This window comes from Alkalihalobacterium sp. TH-98 (assembly GCF_057473385.1).
Window position 1 is genome coordinate 1 of sequence record NZ_JBYCKM010000024.1, and the last position, 17,185, is coordinate 17,185.

Genomic DNA, 17,185 nt, shown 5'->3' on the forward strand with positions numbered 1-17,185 from the left:
CGATGTTGGCGATTGTCATCGCGTTCTTAATCGAAGATCATTCATCACTGTGACGTTTTTAAAACATTGACGAGATATCATGTATCTCATTTATTTCGCTTGGCTTTTTGTTCAGTTTTCAAAGAACTTTTTCATGTCGTTTGTTAGCGACAAGATTTATTATATCATAGTAATTAATTCTACGCAACATCTTTTTAAGAAATAAGTTGTTGCTGTAACGATTACTTCAAATCGTTAAGCTTCGTCGTTAGCGACAAAAATTATCTTAACATAATAAAATCATTGTCGCAAGTACCTTTTTTAAAAAGTTGTCAGCCTTGTTTTGCTTCAACTAAACTTAAAAGCACAATGTTTGATGACGACAAGTAATAATATATCACATTATGAAGTTCTGCGCAACACCATAATTAATAATTACTTTTTGTGCGACAGGTTTATAAATTTATCATAGTAGAAAGAAAAAAACAAGCAAATATTGAACTTCTATTTTATTGTCCTGATTTAATGAAGTTTAGTCTTCACAGCAATTGTTCGTATTTAAATTGTTTTCCCTGTTAAGTTCACCTCCTCCTACTCACTTTATCTAACCTACACATAGTTCTTATTTTGTGCACAATAATCATACTTCTGCTATACGCCATAACTTTCCCTATCAAGAATCCCCTGAATAGTTTTTTGCTCACCATTTAAGAAGAACAGTATGGTACTGATGGCTTTACTGGGGTAAAAGGCTTTTAATTAAGGAATGAAAATCGCCAACATTTTTTTATGTTCCATATTTTCTTTAAGAAATTCTAATATTTTGGCCCATGTGTCCTTGGCCGCTGCTGCATTGGCTGCTTTTGTACCACCGAAGGTCATCGTCATTCCACCACCCACATTCATAAACACATAGGCAGGCAGGTTGACATAGCTGTATGGGAAAGATAAAAAATGCCCAGCATCTTCATAATATAAATAGCGGTTTCGACGAGGACTATTATTTGGCTTCTTTAATTTTCCTTCCATTATATTTACATATCGTTTGGAAGGCCATAATTGATCATCGCCTCCTGAAATGAACATGACCGAGACTTTTATAGCTTCAATTGGTATTCTTGCCTCTTGCAAACCATCCTTGTTTTCCAACGTACGATCCCAAATGGAAAGGTAGGATATTGGTTTTTTTAAGACCCAATTTTTAATCATAGAAAACATCGTCGAGAAACGATATGTAAACTTAACCTGTGGAAAGGGTTGCTCGTTATATACCCACGCGGTTACAGGAGCAAAAATTCCATTTTTCATCCCGGCTGTTACAAAGCACTAGGTGCCCCGCAATTATGGATTTATAGTAACCAATGTAGCTCCGAAAAGCAAAGCCAGTTCGCCACCCCTCGAATAGCCAATTAAACTTATCTCGCCATTTGTTTTAGGGTGTTCTTACAACCAAATCATTGCTTTTTCAAAGTATTCTAATGGGATATTTTCGAGATCTTTCGGTACACCTTGATGAGGTAAAAGGAACGTTGTTTTATCCCGATTCGAAAGGCAGTTATCCTGCGGTTATCATCTTAGGTGGTTCTGATGGTGGATTGCAGGAACATGCTGCGGCTTTATTAGCGACTAAAGAGTATGTTGTATTGGCTCTCCCTTATTTTGGTGTCGAATCCTGAATTACTTCTTTTCTTATTCCCGGTTTATAAAAATGGCGAGTAATTGTTACCGAGTCTACCGTTTCCCCATTCACTAATAAAAAGAAATAGAATAGACACTTCATCAGATGTGGTCTTTTCATAATAGTCATCCCATTTCGAATTTACTTGTTTCATAGACCAAAACAAACCAGAACAATCAACACCACTATAAGTCCCTTCAATCGGCTTCTGTGATGATACATCGACAATCCCTTCTTGATCTGCCATGTATGTAGCATGAGAACAAAATTTCTTTTCTTTTTCATCATACGTTGTTGCCTGTATAGAAACTTCGGTATTGGGCCGCCTACATCCAATGGCTTTTATCATGACTTCCTCATCAATACATGAATCAATTGGACTAACTTGTAATCTCGGCAGCATTTGAGCTCCCTCATTTCCACTAAAAAATCAAAAACTTTCTATTGTAATAGTCAGCTCTACTAACAAATTCGTTATAAAACACATTCTGTAAGTATTAGGAAAATACTTTCCGGTAATCTAGTATAAAAAAGAAACAAGCTAAATCATTAGTGATTTAGCCTGTTAATTAACAGTATAATTGATATTTTTTAACTCAGAACTGAACCCAGTAAGAGCTCCTAGTTATTACGTTTATTTTTTAAAATGTAAAGTTCTCTCTCCAATTTACTAACCTTGTCAGCGATAAAATCGACATCAATTATTCTTGATTCATTGGTTAATTCACACTGACCACCAACACCTTCGAGTTTTGCTTCAATAGTATCAAAGCGATTATACATTTCTGTTTTTAAATCATGAATATCTGATTTGACACTCTGCATATCTGATTTCATACCATGCATATCTGTTTTAAAATCATTCATATCTGATTTCATACTTTTCATTTCTTGACTCAAGTCTGTAAGTAAATCAAAAATTTGCTTGTCCAAATTATCACCACCTCTTCATTGATTATAATGGATGATTATTAAACAAGCATTAATTCATTGTTAAGAATCCACCGAATACGTATCTACTTTCAGGGGCGTAATGCCCTGTGACTATCCGTTTAATCTTGTTCCACAATGTTGTCTCTAAGTTTAAGGTCGTTCTTGCTCACCTTAATCTGCTTATTCCATATTAGAACAAGAACCAAACTAACATCAGTTTCACTTAAGTGATTTATATGGGAGGTGCAAACTACTTAACGCAAAACAAATCATTACAGTATTCACTTAAAAAAGGTATGGCGATAGGTCTCCATAGCCCTATTTTGCATAGTATCTTATTTTACTGACGCTCCCGTTCGTAATATAAGGTTAGCCAGATATTTCTGGTTGACCTTTTTCTATATGGTCTTATTATAACGGTAGTCGGGGTAGAACGCAGCTCCCGTGGGACTTGATCCCGTCAGCTAAACTGTTCACCCCCTACTTGTATAAACATGTCTCAGGCTGGTTGGGACAAAAAGATCCCGTTTAACAAGCGAACCTATGACATTACAAGAAGCGTTAGGGGTTACCGACTAATTTTTATTTCTAAGGAGGAGATTTTAAAATGAATCCAGTCGTTGGTCTGGATGTAGCTAAAGGGGAAAGTCAAGTACAGGCATTTATAGATAAGGGGAAACCCTACCGTAAGAGCTTTAGTGTTAGTCATGATCTTGATGGGTTAGGAGAATTATTGGCCTTTCTACAAGAAGTAGAAAAAGTGGCTAAAGGGCATCAACCTTCGGTTATTTTAGAATCAACTGGTCACTATCATTCTCCCGTTATTCAATTTTTGGATGAGCAAAATTTCGTTTATATCGTTGTAAACCCTCTAATCTCACATAGAGCGAAAAGTTCAAGTTTACGAAAAGTAAAAACTGATGCAGTATATGCTTATCACCTTTGTGAATTGTTTTATAAAGAGGAATTAGAACCTCATAAAAAACGAGGAATACAACTCTTAAATCTTCGTAACCTAACAAGACAACAAGTGAGCATTGCAGAAGTGGCTGCACAGACTAAGGTACAGTTGCACACTCTATTAGATCAAATATTCCCAGAGTATAGAGGTGTCTTCGGAGACTTATATTCTAGAGTTTCGTTATTAACTTTATCAGCATTTCCTACTTCTGAGTCCGTATTAGGAGTCGGTGAACGTGAAATAACAGATAAGATAGCTTCGTTTTGCACGAGGCGCTCTGATAAATGGGCTCAAGAAAAGGCAGAAAAGCTTATAGAAGCAGCCAAACGCAATCCGTTTCAAAAGAATATGTATAACAGTCATGTTTTCAATCTCAATATATTAATAGATATTGTTCTTCAATACCAAGAGCACCTATCTAAGATTGCCACTGAAATAGATGCTCTCGCACAAGAAATCGAAGAATATAAGATTCTCCAGACCATCCCTGGTATCGGTGAAAAAATCGCTGCAACGATTATTTCCGAAATTGGAGAGATAGATCGTTTTAATCATGCCAAAAAGCTTGTCGCATTTGCTGGAGTAGATCCTAGTGTGTATTCTTCAGGTAGATTCACTGCCTCTGTGAACCGAATAACCAAAAGAGGTTCTTGTAGACTACGCCACGCCTTGTATATGGCTGTTCGAAGTGGAATTCGAGATGCACGCAAAAAGAAAACCACTGATGAGATCATTCCACGAAACAAAAGACTTAGAGACTTTTATGATAAGAAACGTGAAGAAGGAAAGCCATTTAGAGTAGCCGTTATTGCCTGTGTAAATAAACTCTTACATTGGATTTATGCCTTACTAAGAAACAAGACGACTTTCCATGATATAACGTAAAGCCTATATCTAACTAAATACAACAAAACCTTCCAAAAAAAGTATGATGGAAGGTTATTTGGCATGTTCATTTTTAGTATATCATGCATGTTTTAAGTTTTTTATTGAAAAATGTTGACAAACTATTAGCTGGTTTAGTTGAAGAATATATAACTAAGGATTTGTTAATTAATTTACATAAGTAAATAGACCCAGAAGGGGAGTGTTCCATTGGAATATTTAACACAATTATATGCTTTATCAATAAATCCAATTTGGGATGAACTAATTAAATTGCGTCAAAAGACAAGAGATATTCTAATTGAATACTGGTTAACTGAAACTTTATTTTCGTTTAATTGGTGGCTTCTTTTGACCTCTACAATTGTTTTTATCATAATATGGTTAATCATTTTAGATAAGAAAAGAATTATTGAAATTGCCTTTTTCGGTCTTTTAGTTGGCACAACTACATTTATCTTAGACACAATTGGTATCACATTAGTTTGGTGGACTTATCCAGATAGAGTAATCCCAATAATACCACCAATAATCGAAATTCACAAAGTTCATCTACCTATTATTTATATGATTATTTATCAATATTTTAAAAATTGGAAATCCTTCCTAGTTTCTGTATCATTCGCTTCTTTTATTTTTTCCTTCGTGTTTGAACCACTGACTGTATGGTTAGGGATATACGAAGTTTATCACTGGAAATATATATATTCCTTCCCTATTTATATTTTAGGTGGGCTTATGCTAAGGTGGATAATAATTAAAGCTAAACATATTGAAAGAAACTATGGTTAAGCATCTTACTTATAAGGGTGCTTTTTCACTATTCTGCTTCTTTAGTTTAACATCATTTTCCAAAATTGGTGCACCAAAAAAACGAACCGCATCTATTACAGCCCGTAATTTTACTAATGCTTCCGTTTGTTTAAGTGCATTTGTTCACAAAGTTTGTAGGTTATTCAACAGTAATTCTAAAACGGTAATTCACCAATCCTTGAGTAGCAGCTTTATCTCCATGCCAATAAACAAGCATATTGAAAGTATATGTCCCTTGTTCGTTTGGAAGTTCTATATAACTTGGTTCACTTCGAAGCATTAGGAAATAATTGAATAAAGGGGAACCATCTCTTTTAATATAACTCCACTGCTCACGATAATCTGGTAACTCTTCTATATTTAAATTTATCGTGTTCGGTAAAGGTTTATCATTAAATTCTATTCTTAACGCTTTACCTGAGTTAACTACATAACTTTTTGGCTCCGTTTCAACAATATCATATCCTGCTAAAGCATCCATACAATCATTGACACTCCAACAGATTGTTTGTATTTCTGTTTCGATTGTTGTTTCTCCGACTGTTAATATTGGAGCATAAACTTCTTTTTCTTCTACATAGCTTGAGGTTTTAGCAATATTATAAAAACTTATCATAACCCCAATAATTATAATTAGTAATAATAGCAATACCACATATTTTTTCATAGTTTTCACTCTCTCTAAAACTTTGCCTTTATTGAATAAACCTGCCCGTTACTATAACAAGAGAAAGGTGATGACCTTTATTAACCTATTGCCGCACTTAGCTTAATAATAATTGTCAGTCACCCTCTACTTGTTATCAAGGTTTATACTCATTGAATTAGTAAACAAAGACTTCTCTTCAACCGTCTCAAAGTAACCAACTATCTCTATAATTGGTTCATCTAATTCCAGTACACTTTTTTCTGGCATTCCTTCATAAGGGGTGAAAACGTTAAGTATCCACTCTTCTTCAGGTTTAATATTAAGTTTGTTATTGGTGGCTTCCACTTTGTATTTATTATTCTTTATCCCATTGGCCAATTTAATTGGATATGTAAGATAAACAACATTTTGCTTAATTAGGTAGTCACTACCATTAAATAGTTTTATCCGATATTTTATTCCATCCTGCAATGTTTGAATATCCACTATCTCTAGTTCAATTTTGGTAACATCCTCCAGTGTTATATTTGATTTATTATTACAACTTGCTAAAAATACAGACACTACAAAAAATAAAACAACCATTTTTTTATTCATTTTTTACGTCACCCTCTTTGTCGCATTTTCTTAATTCTAAAACAACAAACAGATAAGAGCATTTAAACTAACTTGCTCCTTTAGTTTAACATCATCTTCCAAAAAGTGGGCATAAAAAACGAGCTGCATCTATTACAGCTCATAAATTTACTAATGCACCCGTTACTTCAATAAGAAACTTCTTATCCTTCACGTAAACCCAAATATCTTATTTCTCTTCCCTCTACAATAGCAATATATATATCACCTTTTTCAATTGGCTTATAGATTTTTGTTCCTACGGGTAATTTTGTTGCTGTACCTTCTGTGAAATCTTCACCATCACTTGATTGTCTCACTATTTCTAAAACTACATTTCCCAATGTCAACTCTCTTTTTTTTACCCAATCAATTTTTTCAGCATTAACGTAAACCACTTCATTCATAAGGAAAATATCTTCTTTTTTGTTCTTAGATAAAGTCTCATAAGCGGTTGGGCTTCCTATATAAAGTTGTCCCTCTTCATCTATCTTCAATTGTTGCCCACTATTACAAGCAGATAACGCAATTGCTATAAGCATAAGTATTAAGAAACTTTTCAATTCATACCCTCCCTTTATTTCTACTAATTTATATTCAATTATTAGCCTAAAGAGAAGTAGAGCTTGTTTAATTAACCTGCTTCGTTAGCAGAACAGCGATAGCTTTTTCAGATATCTAACCCGTTAATTGAGTATAAAAAAATAATAGTTATTTTCTCTAAAACAATATTGCCAGCAATATTGTAATCAATAGTGTAATTAAAGATGCCCAAATGAAAATACCTTGATAACTTCCTTCTTTTCTTTTTTTAGTTGCTTCATAGTCATGTTGAATTTTGTGATGAAGATGTTCATCAGGCGGAATATATGCAGTATACGTAGGGTTAGCTACTTTTCCTGCATGATAGGCACTTTTATATAATGGAAACGAACCAATAAATAATAATAGAGACAAGCCAAAGCCCCATATCCTAATAGTCTCTATTTGAATACTTTTAGTAATTAAAAATGAAATTAATGTTATTAGGATATAAGTAGATGCAGAAATTATTAAACCAAATTGAATATTTCTTTTCATAGTATTTGTATTTTCACTCCTCTCATCATTACTTACGCTCAAAGTTGTATTTGGTTCATCTCCGAATTTTATTAACCTGCTTCAATAGGTGAAAAGCGTCAGCTCCTGTTTCGCTAACGCTCACCGTTACTTCAAATGCAATTACACAACTCCTCGATTAAACTGCATAACTTGAAAAAGATTTTTATTATTTAAAAAGAACCACAAGTATTATAACAGTTATATAAACAACAAGAATTAATCCCAACCCTCTTAAAATTAGTCGTCCGTAATACTTTTTCCAAAACTCATTCGATCTAGTATGTGTTTCGATCGTCACTGGTTGAGCCATCACTTTTACATCAATCGGTGATTTCATCAGTTCATATAACTCACGGCATTCAGAACAACAATCTAGGTGTTCCCTAACTACTCTGTTTGTTTCTAGGGAGCAGTCATCTTCTACATAAAGTGGCAATAGATCTCTAATTAAGCTACACTTCATTTCTATCATCCTTTAGTTTACATAAGTGCTTACGAAGCTCCAGCTTTGCACGGTGTAAATTTGTTTTTACCTTTGAAAGCTTCCACCCAACAATTTCTGCAATTTCATCATAGGATAGCTCCTGGTATTCTCGTAAAATCAACACAGTCTGGTAATCTTCCTTTAATGAATAGATTGCTGCTAAAAGTTGCGCTTGCTCTGCTTTTACGGTTACGACATCTTCTGGATTTTTGTATGTCTTTTGTTCTAATGAGAATGTTTCTTCAATAGGGTGCTGGATATAGTTTGTTTCACGGCGATACCAGTTAATAAAGGTATGGTGCGCTATGATGTACAGCCATGTTTTTACACTTGATTTTCCTTTAAAAGAAGCTAACCCATTAAATGCTTTTAAAAAAGTATCTTGAGTAAGATCTTGAGCTAGCTCTTTTTGTCTCGTACGTTGATATAGATAACGGAAGATCTCTTCGTAATAAAGACCATATAGGTCCTCTAATGTTTTCCAGTCACTCATTTACCACAAGTACCAAATGGACATCCAAATGGCGAGAAGGAAGAAAATGGCGTATAGCAGCATCGTCATTACGCGAATTCCCCAAATTTTCTCGCTGTCCTCTTGAAGGGCTAGACTTCCTTCGTTTACCTTTCCTGTTTTTTGCCGACAATGGTCACAAACTGCCTCGTGCTCCATCATCCATTGTTTAGTTTCATCTTCCACATCCTCTTCAATATACAAATCATACAAATCTTGAAATATAGCACAAGCATCCTTTTTATTCATAAAGAGAGACCCACTCTTTCGTTTCAATATCAACTAAGTAGAGGCGATGATCTGCTTTTTTATATGGCTGGATCACTAGTAACCAAGCCACTCGTATTTGATCCTTTTCATCAATAACATGGGTTAATCTTGCTCTTGTTGCATAAGGTGTATAATCGATAATACTTGCAACAGCGTCATAAGCTTCTTGTCTAGACGCCACTTTAACCTTCGTATTCGGTTGGTTAAAATAATCGATGTTCTTCGAATAAGTAAAAAGAGGTTCACCATCTGTATAGCCAAATTGATGAACAAAAGCAAGTTTCATACCCTCTTGTTTTTGTTCTCTCCATTCCCAAAAATTCGAAATTCGTTCTCGCTTCCACTCATCGATTTTAATTTCTTTCCGAGTTAAAACTTTATATTCTAGTTCATTAAAATCGATGTTTTCGTAGTCAGCTAAGTCTCCACTAAAATACAAAATTTCTCCCGTACGACCATCCAGTTGAATGTTATGGTGATTAATAGTCGAAATATAAATATCGATCGTTCGGTTACTATACCCATATACTACATTATCGACTACGTATTCAGGTATATCTTCATCCAACAGTTCGTACCAGTCTTGTAAAACTAACTCAATATCCACAGACGTTACTAATACATCTTTTAACGTTTCAACGGGATATAAGTTTAAACGCTCATGAAATTGTACGAGAGATTCCTTTTCCCACGTAAAAGTAGTGTTCATCCATACATCTAAGATGGACCCATTATCATACTTAGGGACCATTTCCACATGAACACGGTTTTCTTCTTCTGTAACAGTTGTGTGAATTTGATTATCATTTAGCAATGTTCTCCCCATTCGTTCTAGCAGTTGTTTGGAACGAACAACATACTCTTGGGAAGAAAGCATCTTGCCTTCTGGTTCGGTGTAACGATGAACATTCATGACCTCTCCTGACACCCCGTCAATATCAACAAGATAGTTTTTTGACCTTAACCAATAACGATTATGAAAGTCTTGGGTTTCAGGCTGACGAAATGTAAATTGCTCTTCACTCGTAATTTTCATCGCTAACGCTTTCGCCTCTTCTATTTGAATTAAATTCGTAGTTTCAAAATATCGTAATCTCAATTCCGCATCAGTGGAAGCAAGCGCCACATCTGCCGCATTATAAAGTGGATTGCTTAAGACTAGGAACAAAATAGCCATCGTCAGTATAAACGGTTGTTTCAACTTTTCAAGTATCTGCAACGGACTTCTATTTATAAGGTGGTGCATCATTAATAGTCCTAAGAAAATCATTAGATTGGATACTTCCATCATATCTACAAAACCAGACAAGTAAAACATTAAACAGGTACCAACAATTGCATAAAAGGGAATTAGTGTTTTCCAGCGAAGATCCCAATAATTAAGAAAAAATAAATAAAGGCTTGCAACAATAATTGATAGGATAATGGTAAAGCCAATTACATCAATAAAAATTACTTCTCCTCTGATAGCATAAACGAAAAAGCTAGTTAAAAGCTGCAATGCAGGTAGTGTCAGAACGGCAATATCAAAGGTGTAAAAAACGCCCTTGTTCTTTTTTTGCTTCAGTGTAACCATATAATAAAAGCCGACAATAATGATGTAACCGAAAAATAAAAAGTGTAAAAACTGTCGTAAAGACGGCTGTCGATCGTAAAAAACAGTTGTAATTTCCGTTATACTAACTTGATGAAGCATTTCAATCGATACTCCGATGAGTAAAACAAAGCGTACAACAAACCCTGCATAGATCGCTTCCTTTTCACCATTCCATTTACTTAGAAAGAACGTCACTAATCCATAAACGGCTAATGCGGTTAGCGTCCATTGAATAATGAATTTACTAAAATGACTTAATAGAAAAAAATTTTCAATATGTAAGATGAACCTACTAATAATTTCCATACTATACCCCTTCTCTAATTTTCTATGAGCTCACTATATAGACAATTAAAAAGGAGAAAAATTTCATAAATAAAAGAAAAAGTTGAAACTATTCAAGAGTATCCCTTTATATGTAATAAGTGACTTCTCTTATGGACAACGAAAACCCCTCCTAATACACAAGAAGGGATGTACCATCATTATAGCTAGTAAGTAATTTGTCTTAACATGATCATTAACCATCGATTACTTCCAGTTAGTAAAAACAAACTAACTTTATTTTATCTTCTCAACCTTTTATACCTTTTTATAGCTCCTTATTAGGATAACTCCCCACTGTCTAAAGGTTTATACTTGGACCCGATTTGCCCCAAGTTAATCCCCTACGATTGTGATATATGCTTAAAGACCAATAAATTAAAGGTAAGAAATTTGAATGTAAATAGAATTTTCATAAAATCAATAAAATTTACAAAAAGAACATTAACGAACATACGATCCCTATATTATAATCAGAACAAACATTCGTATAATGAGGTGATGAAATTGATTAAAGCTGCACTTGATCATGATCGTTGGTTTAAAGAGTTAATTACTACTTTTTTTGAAGAATTCATCGTAGCTTTTTTTCCTGACGTGTATGAACATTTAGATTTTCAACATGTAACCTTTCTTAATCAAGAAGTATTTACTGATGTGATTAAAGGAGATAAGAGAACTGTTGACTTACTTGTTGAAACTAAATTAAAAGGCAAAGATTCATTGATTATTATCCATATCGAGCCACAGTCCACCTATCAAAAAGATTTCAATGACCGAATGTTCATCTACTTTAGCCGGCTTTATGAAAAATATCGTCTCCCCATTGTTCCTATAGCAATTTTTAGTTATGATAAAGTGAAACTTTTTCAGTGGGAGTTTTCTTCATCCTACTGAAAATTAGTTGAACCAATCGGGTTGTTACTGAGGCCCACACGATGTGGGTCACACAGACGTTGCCACAGGACGTGGCGGCATTAGTCTGTGTTCAATCGTCTCCCTTCAAGCCTCTTTTACTTCCTCAAGAGGCTTGAAGGGGGAGTCTTAGCGCCAGTTAAACGGGGAAAAGTTAATCCGAGAAAAATTCATTCACCATTGATTTTCCATTTAAAAATGTATTGTCTTTTCAGTTTTTTACTTTACAACTTAAACAGAAAAACTGGCGTGACTTTGTCAAACACCCCAACCCTGTTGCGTTAGCATTATTAGGTAAAATGGGGTATGAACCTGAGGAAAAAGTAAGAATTAAAGTAGAGTTTTTGCGAATGCTCGTTCAACTTCGACTCGATCCTGCTCGTCAAACGCTAGTTCATGGGATCTTTGAGAAGTATCACAAACTATCTGTTAACGAAGAACAGCAACTTAACGATTTTTTTCAACACATTCCAAAAGATGAGGTGAATCACATTATGGAACTAATGACTTCATGGGAGAAAAAAGGTTTTGACAAGGGAATTGAAGTAGGGATTGAGAAAGTAGCAAAGCAAATGCTTTTAAAAGGGTTCACAACGGAAGATATTCAAGACTTAACAAGCTTATCTATTGAAGAAATTGAAAAGTTAAAGGCGCAGCTAGATAAAGTGTAATATAAAAGGGTCTGTTTCTAGGTTTGTTAATGTATTAACTCAAGGGGAGACAGACCCTTCACGGTTTTATATTTATATATCATAAGCTAACTTCCTCTCCCTTCCATTAAGCTGAGATTTCCTTTAATCATTCTTCCTTATACTTGTATCACTTATCTGCGACACCAGTTCAACTATGAAATCCTTAAACCTTTATAGATAATGGAGCCACAATGAGATAAAGACACCAATCGAGGTCACAAACCCTACAGTTGGTCCTCCTTCTTTATAGGCTTCGGGCATCATCGTTGAGGCAAGCATCGCAATAATGGCTCCTCCGGCAAGACAACTCACAATCGCTTTAACACTATTAGAAGCAGATTCTAACAGTGTTGCCCCGGCTAACGCGCTTAATGCTGAGAAAAAAACAACCAGACTCCACATAACGATGATTTTCTTCTTTGAAAACCCGCTTTGCCGAAGACCAACCGTACTCGATAGTCCTTCAGGAATGTTACTAATAAAAACAGATACAACGAGTGCTAAGCTGACTGACCCGCCACCGATTAAACTCATGCCGATCATTGCCGATTCGGGAAGCGTATCCATTACACTTCCAATGAAAATCCCCATCCCGGAAGTTTTCCCAGCCTCTTGCTGCTCCGAGTCTTTAATTAACTTTCGATCTGAGCCTTTTCGTTCCTGTCCTCCCCCTTTATGAGAAATAAAATAGTCTAGTATAGTAAAGAGCAATGCACCACCTAAAAAACCGATCGCAACTTCTGTGAACCCGCTTATCTCTAAGGATTCCTCTAGTAACTCATAGGTTGTTGCACCAATTAGGGCTCCTGTCCCCAGTGCCATAATATAACCGATGATCCGTTTCGGAATTGAGAACTTCAGGGCTAGTAACGCTCCGAACAATGTAGCCGATGCTGCAAGTGTCCCCCAAAAAAGGGCATTCCACATCTGGAAACCCCTCCTTAAACATTCTTTTAATTTCAATTTTCCAATGAAATATAAATATTGTTTTCTGACTACTCCAAAAGATAAACTGATCTAATCAAGCCTTTCATCTATGACGTTTATATTGTCTATAGTTTGCAGACTTTTTATGCGGGGCGGTATTCTCTAACGCTATTTGAGTGTGCATTTTCGGCATCTCATCTTCTGTAAAACGGAACGAAAAATAGGTCAACTTACCTGAAGAATAAACTTTGAAAAAATTTTTTTTAAATTACCTATTGAAAATTTTAAAATTAGTTGTTACTCTAGAGAAGCGTTATTGGAAAGCAAAATATTCAATATATCACTTCTTTCCATGCAGATAATACTGACCACTTCCTTATTAAGGAAGTTAAGGCCATACGGACAGCCGGGTCTAATGCCGATGGCAACTTAGTTGCCTTATTGATTGAGTTAAAAGCTCAAATTTTATAAGTTGGTTACTTTATAACCAGTGCAATTGCACAACAACTTGTGAAACGGTCAATAAGAGTGCTAAAAGTAATTATTTGCTATAGACTCTGAACCTATTATGATATATTTTGAATATTAAAAGCTTCCTACTATGCTAATTTTAGACTTTTCCGTAGACACTACATCTGTCTATTTCATAGTATACTTATGCTTTTTAATAGGATTGAATATGTCTTAAGCCCTAAGCAAGTGTTGCGCTCATGCTGCGTATTACATTTGCTTTTTTTGTTCGTTTCAAAAATTCTTATAAGGGTATTGTCTTACATAGTTGTCTTCTTTATGATGAGACCCTTATTGATCGAAAAATTTATTACGTTAGGAGTAATGTAACATGGGAAAAGCACTTATTATTGGTTGTGGTGGTGTAGCGACAGTAGCTATCCACAAATGCGTTCAAAACAGTGAAGTATTTGAGGAAATCTGCATCGCTAGTCGTACAAAATCAAAATGTGATGATCTTAAGGCAAAACTAGATGGCGGGAAAACAAAGATCACGACTGCACAAGTAGATGCAGATAACGTTGATGAGCTTATTGCTTTAATTGAAGAAGTTAAGCCGGATATCGTTATGAACTTAGCACTTCCATATCAAGATTTAACAATTATGGATGCTTGCCTTGCAACCAAAACACACTACTTAGATACAGCAAATTATGAGCCTGAAGATACGGCAAAATTTGAATATAAATGGCAATGGGAATACCGTGAACGCTTTGAAAAAGCAGGAATTACTGCTCTTCTAGGAAGCGGATTTGATCCTGGTGTAACGGGCGTATTCTCTGCTCATGCTCTTAAGCATCACTTTGATGAAATCGAGTATATCGATATTCTTGATTGTAATGCTGGAGACCACGGCTATCCGTTTGCAACGAACTTCAATCCTGAAATCAACATTCGTGAAGTCTCTGCCAATGGCCGCTATTGGGAAAATGGTGAATGGGTAGAAACGAAGCCAATGGAAATTAAGCGTGTTTACAACTTCCCTGAAGTTGGTGAAAAAGACATGTACTTGTTATATCACGAAGAGCTTGAGTCTCTTGCACAAAACATTCCTGGCTTAAAGCGCATCCGCTTTTTCATGACGTTCGGTGAGAGCTACTTAACTCACTTAAAGTGTCTTGAAAATGTTGGCTTAACATCAATTGAGCCAATCGAATACGAAGGGCAACAAATCGTGCCGCTTCAGTTCTTAAAAGCGTTATTACCTGACCCTGCTAGTCTTGGTCCACGTACGAAAGGAAAAACAAACATCGGTTGTATTTTCCAAGGGAAAAAAGACGGCAAAGATAAAACGTATTACGTATACAATGTTTGTGATCACGAAGCGTGTTTTGCTGAAGTAGGCTCTCAAGCAGTATCTTATACAACTGGGGTTCCTGCGATGATCGGTGCAATGATGATCATGACTGGCAAGTGGAACAAACCAGGCGTTTACAATATTGAAGAGTTTGATCCAGATCCATTCATGGAAGCATTAAACAAATGGGGATTACCATGGAAAGAAAGCTTTGACCCTGAGCTTGTAGATGGAAAGCCTGCAGAACAAAAACAACCGGAGCTTGTTCGTTAAATGAAGTTTGAAGAACTACCGACACCATGCTATGTAATAGATGAAGCACTTCTTGAACGAAATTTACAAATCTTAAATGGGGTCATGCAACGCACAGGATGTAAAATAGTTTTAGCACAAAAAGCATTTTCCATGTCTTACTATTACCCTCTCATTGGAGAGTATTTAAGTGGGACTACAGCTAGCGGCTTATTTGAAGCTCGTCTAGGTTACGAAGAAATGGGCAAAGAAAATCATGTCTTTGCCCCTGCCTATCGTGAAGATGAAATCGATGAAATTATCTCAATTTGTGATCATATTATTTTTAATTCTTTTTCGCAGTTAGAAAAATTCAAGCATAAAGCACTTCAAGCTGGTAAAAAAGTCGGCTTGCGTATTAATCCGCAGTGTTCAACACAAGTTGGCCATGAAATCTATGATCCATGTACCCCTGGTTCTAGGTTCGGTGCTTTAGCAGACGATTTTCGTCCTGAATTGTTAGATGGCGTAACAGGATTACATTTTCACACCCTTTGTCAGCAAAACTCGGATGATTTAGATACAACGCTTCGAGCTGTAGAGGAAAAATTCGCTCAATGGCTACCGCAAATGGAATGGATTAATTTCGGTGGCGGTCACCATATTACGAGAGAAGACTATGACATCCCATTACTGGAATCTTGTATTAAAAGAATGCAAGAAAACTATGGCTTAAAAGTATACTTAGAGCCAGGCGAAGCGGTTGCTTTAAATGCTGGCTACTTTGTTGCTTCGGTACTGGATACGCATCAAAACGGAATGGAAATTGCGATTCTTGACACGTCAGCAACTTGCCATATGCCAGATGTATTGGAAATGCCGTACCGCCCTCCCCTCTTCGGTTCTGGAGAAGCTGGAGAAAAACCGTTTACCTATCGACTTGCTGGGCAAACGTGTTTAACAGGAGACGTCATCGGTGATTACTCTTTCGATGAGCCTTTAAAATGTGGAGATCGCTTAGTGTTTGGTGATATGGCGATCTATACAATGGTAAAAACGACTACATTTAACGGCATGCCATTACCTGCGATTGCGGTCAAAGAAAAAAATGGTGATTGCAAAGTGGTTCGTGAATTTGGCTATGAAAACTTTAAAACAAGACTCGCTTAAAGAGAGTCTCATAGAATACAGGAAAGCCTGCACATAGGAACAGCAGGCTTACCCTCTATATGGAAAACCAGAATCTTTCATTAGGTTCTGGTTTTTTGTGCTATTATCATACGAAACGGATAAAAAAAGACGCTGATCGTGGTGTTCGTCATGAATTTCTATGAAAAGAAAGATTTCCTCTAGCAGGGGGCCGATGCACCGCTTCGAACTTTTTTACAGTGCACTCTAAAGCTGCATTTCCCTTATGTTTTTAACTAAGTACTTTTGCTTCTGATGACGTTTCATGTATTATAACGTTCGTCAATTGTTTCACGGACTGAGAGGCCCTTATATTTACTAAAATCATAGTTTTGGTGACTTATGAGGACTGAGATGCTCTTATTTACATAGAATCATGGGATATTCACGAAATTTTTTTGCAATAAGGGCCTGTGAGTCCGCTAAATGAATCAAAAAGGCATTTTCTTTACAAATAAGGGCTTCTGAGTCCTCATAATGAGTAAATGAGTGTCTAACCTAGCTCACTCGCATCAACTTTAACAATTTAAAATTAAAAAAGCACAACCCATTTGGATTGTGCTTGGTGCCTAGCGACGTCCTACTCTCACAGGGGGAAGCCCCCAACTACCATCGGCGCTGAAGA

General features: G+C 35.8%; 18 protein-coding genes and 1 pseudogene. 7 read left to right on the top strand and 12 right to left on the bottom strand.

Features of this window, described 5'->3' with window-relative positions:
* Positions 1-738 precede the first annotated feature (738 nt).
* Positions 739-1,287 carry an acyl-CoA thioester hydrolase/BAAT C-terminal domain-containing protein gene (locus AC2VNP_RS09385; RefSeq protein ID WP_486917080.1) on the bottom strand — a complete coding sequence of 183 codons (549 nt, stop codon included), beginning with the start codon at positions 1,285-1,287 and terminating at the stop codon, positions 739-741.
* 170 nt (positions 1,288-1,457) lie between these two features.
* Here AC2VNP_RS09385 and AC2VNP_RS09390 point away from each other — a divergent pair, with 170 nt between their 5' ends.
* Complete coding sequence (locus AC2VNP_RS09390; RefSeq protein WP_486917081.1) at positions 1,458-1,655, top strand: hypothetical protein; 198 nt, start codon at positions 1,458-1,460, stop codon at positions 1,653-1,655.
* 24 nt (positions 1,656-1,679) lie between these two features.
* Here AC2VNP_RS09390 and AC2VNP_RS09395 read toward each other — a convergent pair whose 3' ends face one another.
* Together AC2VNP_RS09395 and AC2VNP_RS09400 are read right to left on the bottom strand one after the other, a co-directional pair.
* Positions 1,680-2,060 carry an acyl-CoA thioesterase/BAAT N-terminal domain-containing protein gene (locus AC2VNP_RS09395; protein WP_486917082.1) on the bottom strand — a complete coding sequence of 127 codons (381 nt, stop codon included), beginning with the start codon at positions 2,058-2,060 and terminating at the stop codon, positions 1,680-1,682.
* A 218-nt stretch (positions 2,061-2,278) separates the two neighbouring features.
* Positions 2,279-2,590: a hypothetical protein gene (locus tag AC2VNP_RS09400; RefSeq protein ID WP_486917083.1), complete on the bottom strand. Its 312-nt coding sequence runs from the start codon at positions 2,588-2,590 to the stop codon at positions 2,279-2,281.
* Between the two features lie 607 nt (positions 2,591-3,197).
* Here AC2VNP_RS09400 and AC2VNP_RS09405 point away from each other — a divergent pair.
* Both AC2VNP_RS09405 and AC2VNP_RS09410 read left to right on the top strand, forming a co-directional pair.
* Complete coding sequence (locus AC2VNP_RS09405) at positions 3,198-4,436, top strand: IS110 family RNA-guided transposase (RefSeq protein ID WP_486917084.1); 1,239 nt, start codon at positions 3,198-3,200, stop codon at positions 4,434-4,436.
* A 210-nt stretch (positions 4,437-4,646) separates the two neighbouring features.
* Positions 4,647-5,228 carry a CBO0543 family protein gene (locus tag AC2VNP_RS09410; RefSeq protein ID WP_486917085.1) on the top strand — a complete coding sequence of 194 codons (582 nt, stop codon included), beginning with the start codon at positions 4,647-4,649 and terminating at the stop codon, positions 5,226-5,228.
* Between the two features lie 160 nt (positions 5,229-5,388).
* On the opposite strand, the gene AC2VNP_RS09415 is transcribed toward AC2VNP_RS09410, so the two are convergent.
* The 8 genes from AC2VNP_RS09415 to AC2VNP_RS09450 all read right to left on the bottom strand — a co-directional run bounded on the left by AC2VNP_RS09415 (position 5,389) and on the right by AC2VNP_RS09450 (position 10,782).
* Complete coding sequence (locus AC2VNP_RS09415; protein ID WP_486917086.1) at positions 5,389-5,916, bottom strand: hypothetical protein; 528 nt, start codon at positions 5,914-5,916, stop codon at positions 5,389-5,391.
* Between the two features lie 126 nt (positions 5,917-6,042).
* Complete coding sequence (locus tag AC2VNP_RS09420; RefSeq protein WP_486917087.1) at positions 6,043-6,495, bottom strand: hypothetical protein; 453 nt, start codon at positions 6,493-6,495, stop codon at positions 6,043-6,045.
* 182 nt (positions 6,496-6,677) lie between these two features.
* Positions 6,678-7,076, bottom strand: coding sequence for a hypothetical protein (locus AC2VNP_RS09425; RefSeq protein ID WP_486917088.1), 399 nt, complete (start codon positions 7,074-7,076; stop codon positions 6,678-6,680).
* Between the two features lie 157 nt (positions 7,077-7,233).
* Positions 7,234-7,470, bottom strand: coding sequence for a hypothetical protein (locus AC2VNP_RS09430; RefSeq protein ID WP_486917089.1), 237 nt, complete (start codon positions 7,468-7,470; stop codon positions 7,234-7,236).
* A gap of 310 nt (positions 7,471-7,780) precedes the next feature.
* Positions 7,781-8,077: a zf-HC2 domain-containing protein gene (locus AC2VNP_RS09435; RefSeq protein ID WP_486917090.1), complete on the bottom strand. Its 297-nt coding sequence runs from the start codon at positions 8,075-8,077 to the stop codon at positions 7,781-7,783.
* The gene (locus AC2VNP_RS09440; protein WP_486917091.1) at positions 8,067-8,591 is read right to left on the bottom strand and encodes an RNA polymerase sigma factor; all 525 of its coding nucleotides are present in this window, start codon (positions 8,589-8,591) and stop codon (positions 8,067-8,069) included. The genes AC2VNP_RS09435 and AC2VNP_RS09440 overlap by 11 nt, the downstream gene beginning before the upstream one ends.
* A complete protein-coding gene (locus AC2VNP_RS09445; protein WP_486917092.1) occupies positions 8,592-8,858 on the bottom strand; it encodes a hypothetical protein in 267 nt (88 codons plus the stop codon).
* Positions 8,851-10,782, bottom strand: coding sequence for a hypothetical protein (locus tag AC2VNP_RS09450; RefSeq protein WP_486917093.1), 1,932 nt, complete (start codon positions 10,780-10,782; stop codon positions 8,851-8,853). Before AC2VNP_RS09450 ends, AC2VNP_RS09445 begins: the two co-directional genes overlap by 8 nt.
* Positions 10,783-11,301: 519 nt before the next feature.
* Here AC2VNP_RS09450 and AC2VNP_RS09455 point away from each other — a divergent pair.
* Together AC2VNP_RS09455 and AC2VNP_RS09460 are read left to right on the top strand one after the other, a co-directional pair.
* Positions 11,302-11,664 (top strand): annotated as a pseudogene (locus AC2VNP_RS09455) (PD-(D/E)XK nuclease family transposase); the annotation flags it as partial.
* Between the two features lie 254 nt (positions 11,665-11,918).
* A complete protein-coding gene (locus tag AC2VNP_RS09460; protein WP_486917094.1) occupies positions 11,919-12,386 on the top strand; it encodes an RpnC/YadD family protein in 468 nt (155 codons plus the stop codon).
* A 192-nt stretch (positions 12,387-12,578) separates the two neighbouring features.
* On the opposite strand, the gene AC2VNP_RS09465 is transcribed toward AC2VNP_RS09460, so the two are convergent.
* Positions 12,579-13,334 carry a ZIP family metal transporter gene (locus tag AC2VNP_RS09465; RefSeq protein ID WP_486917095.1) on the bottom strand — a complete coding sequence of 252 codons (756 nt, stop codon included), beginning with the start codon at positions 13,332-13,334 and terminating at the stop codon, positions 12,579-12,581.
* 841 nt (positions 13,335-14,175) lie between these two features.
* Here AC2VNP_RS09465 and AC2VNP_RS09470 point away from each other — a divergent pair.
* Together AC2VNP_RS09470 and nspC are read left to right on the top strand one after the other, a co-directional pair.
* Positions 14,176-15,414, top strand: coding sequence for a saccharopine dehydrogenase family protein (locus AC2VNP_RS09470; protein ID WP_486917096.1), 1,239 nt, complete (start codon positions 14,176-14,178; stop codon positions 15,412-15,414).
* Positions 15,415-16,542, top strand: coding sequence for a carboxynorspermidine decarboxylase (nspC, locus tag AC2VNP_RS09475; RefSeq protein ID WP_486917097.1), 1,128 nt, complete (start codon positions 15,415-15,417; stop codon positions 16,540-16,542).
* The last annotated feature ends 643 nt before the right edge of the window (positions 16,543-17,185 follow it).

Bases quoted from the DNA above. Each gene is read 5' to 3' on its own strand.
- AC2VNP_RS09470 (WP_486917096.1), top strand. From the start codon at position 14,176: ATGGGAAAAGCACTTATTATTGGTTGTGGTGGTGTAGCGACAGTAGCT.
- AC2VNP_RS09420 (WP_486917087.1), bottom strand. From the start codon at position 6,495: ATGAATAAAAAAATGGTTGTTTTATTTTTTGTAGTGTCTGTATTTTTA.
- AC2VNP_RS09405 (WP_486917084.1), top strand. From the start codon at position 3,198: ATGAATCCAGTCGTTGGTCTGGATGTAGCTAAAGGGGAAAGTCAAGTA.
- AC2VNP_RS09390 (WP_486917081.1), top strand. From the start codon at position 1,458: ATGGGATATTTTCGAGATCTTTCGGTACACCTTGATGAGGTAAAAGGA.
- AC2VNP_RS09385 (WP_486917080.1), bottom strand. From the start codon at position 1,287: ATGAAAAATGGAATTTTTGCTCCTGTAACCGCGTGGGTATATAACGAG.
- AC2VNP_RS09450 (WP_486917093.1), bottom strand. From the start codon at position 10,782: ATGGAAATTATTAGTAGGTTCATCTTACATATTGAAAATTTTTTTCTA.
- AC2VNP_RS09445 (WP_486917092.1), bottom strand. From the start codon at position 8,858: ATGAATAAAAAGGATGCTTGTGCTATATTTCAAGATTTGTATGATTTG.
- AC2VNP_RS09415 (WP_486917086.1), bottom strand. From the start codon at position 5,916: ATGAAAAAATATGTGGTATTGCTATTATTACTAATTATAATTATTGGG.
- AC2VNP_RS09435 (WP_486917090.1), bottom strand. From the start codon at position 8,077: ATGAAGTGTAGCTTAATTAGAGATCTATTGCCACTTTATGTAGAAGAT.
- AC2VNP_RS09440 (WP_486917091.1), bottom strand. From the start codon at position 8,591: ATGAGTGACTGGAAAACATTAGAGGACCTATATGGTCTTTATTACGAA.
- nspC (WP_486917097.1), top strand. From the start codon at position 15,415: ATGAAGTTTGAAGAACTACCGACACCATGCTATGTAATAGATGAAGCA.
- AC2VNP_RS09395 (WP_486917082.1), bottom strand. From the start codon at position 2,060: ATGCTGCCGAGATTACAAGTTAGTCCAATTGATTCATGTATTGATGAG.
- AC2VNP_RS09465 (WP_486917095.1), bottom strand. From the start codon at position 13,334: ATGTGGAATGCCCTTTTTTGGGGGACACTTGCAGCATCGGCTACATTG.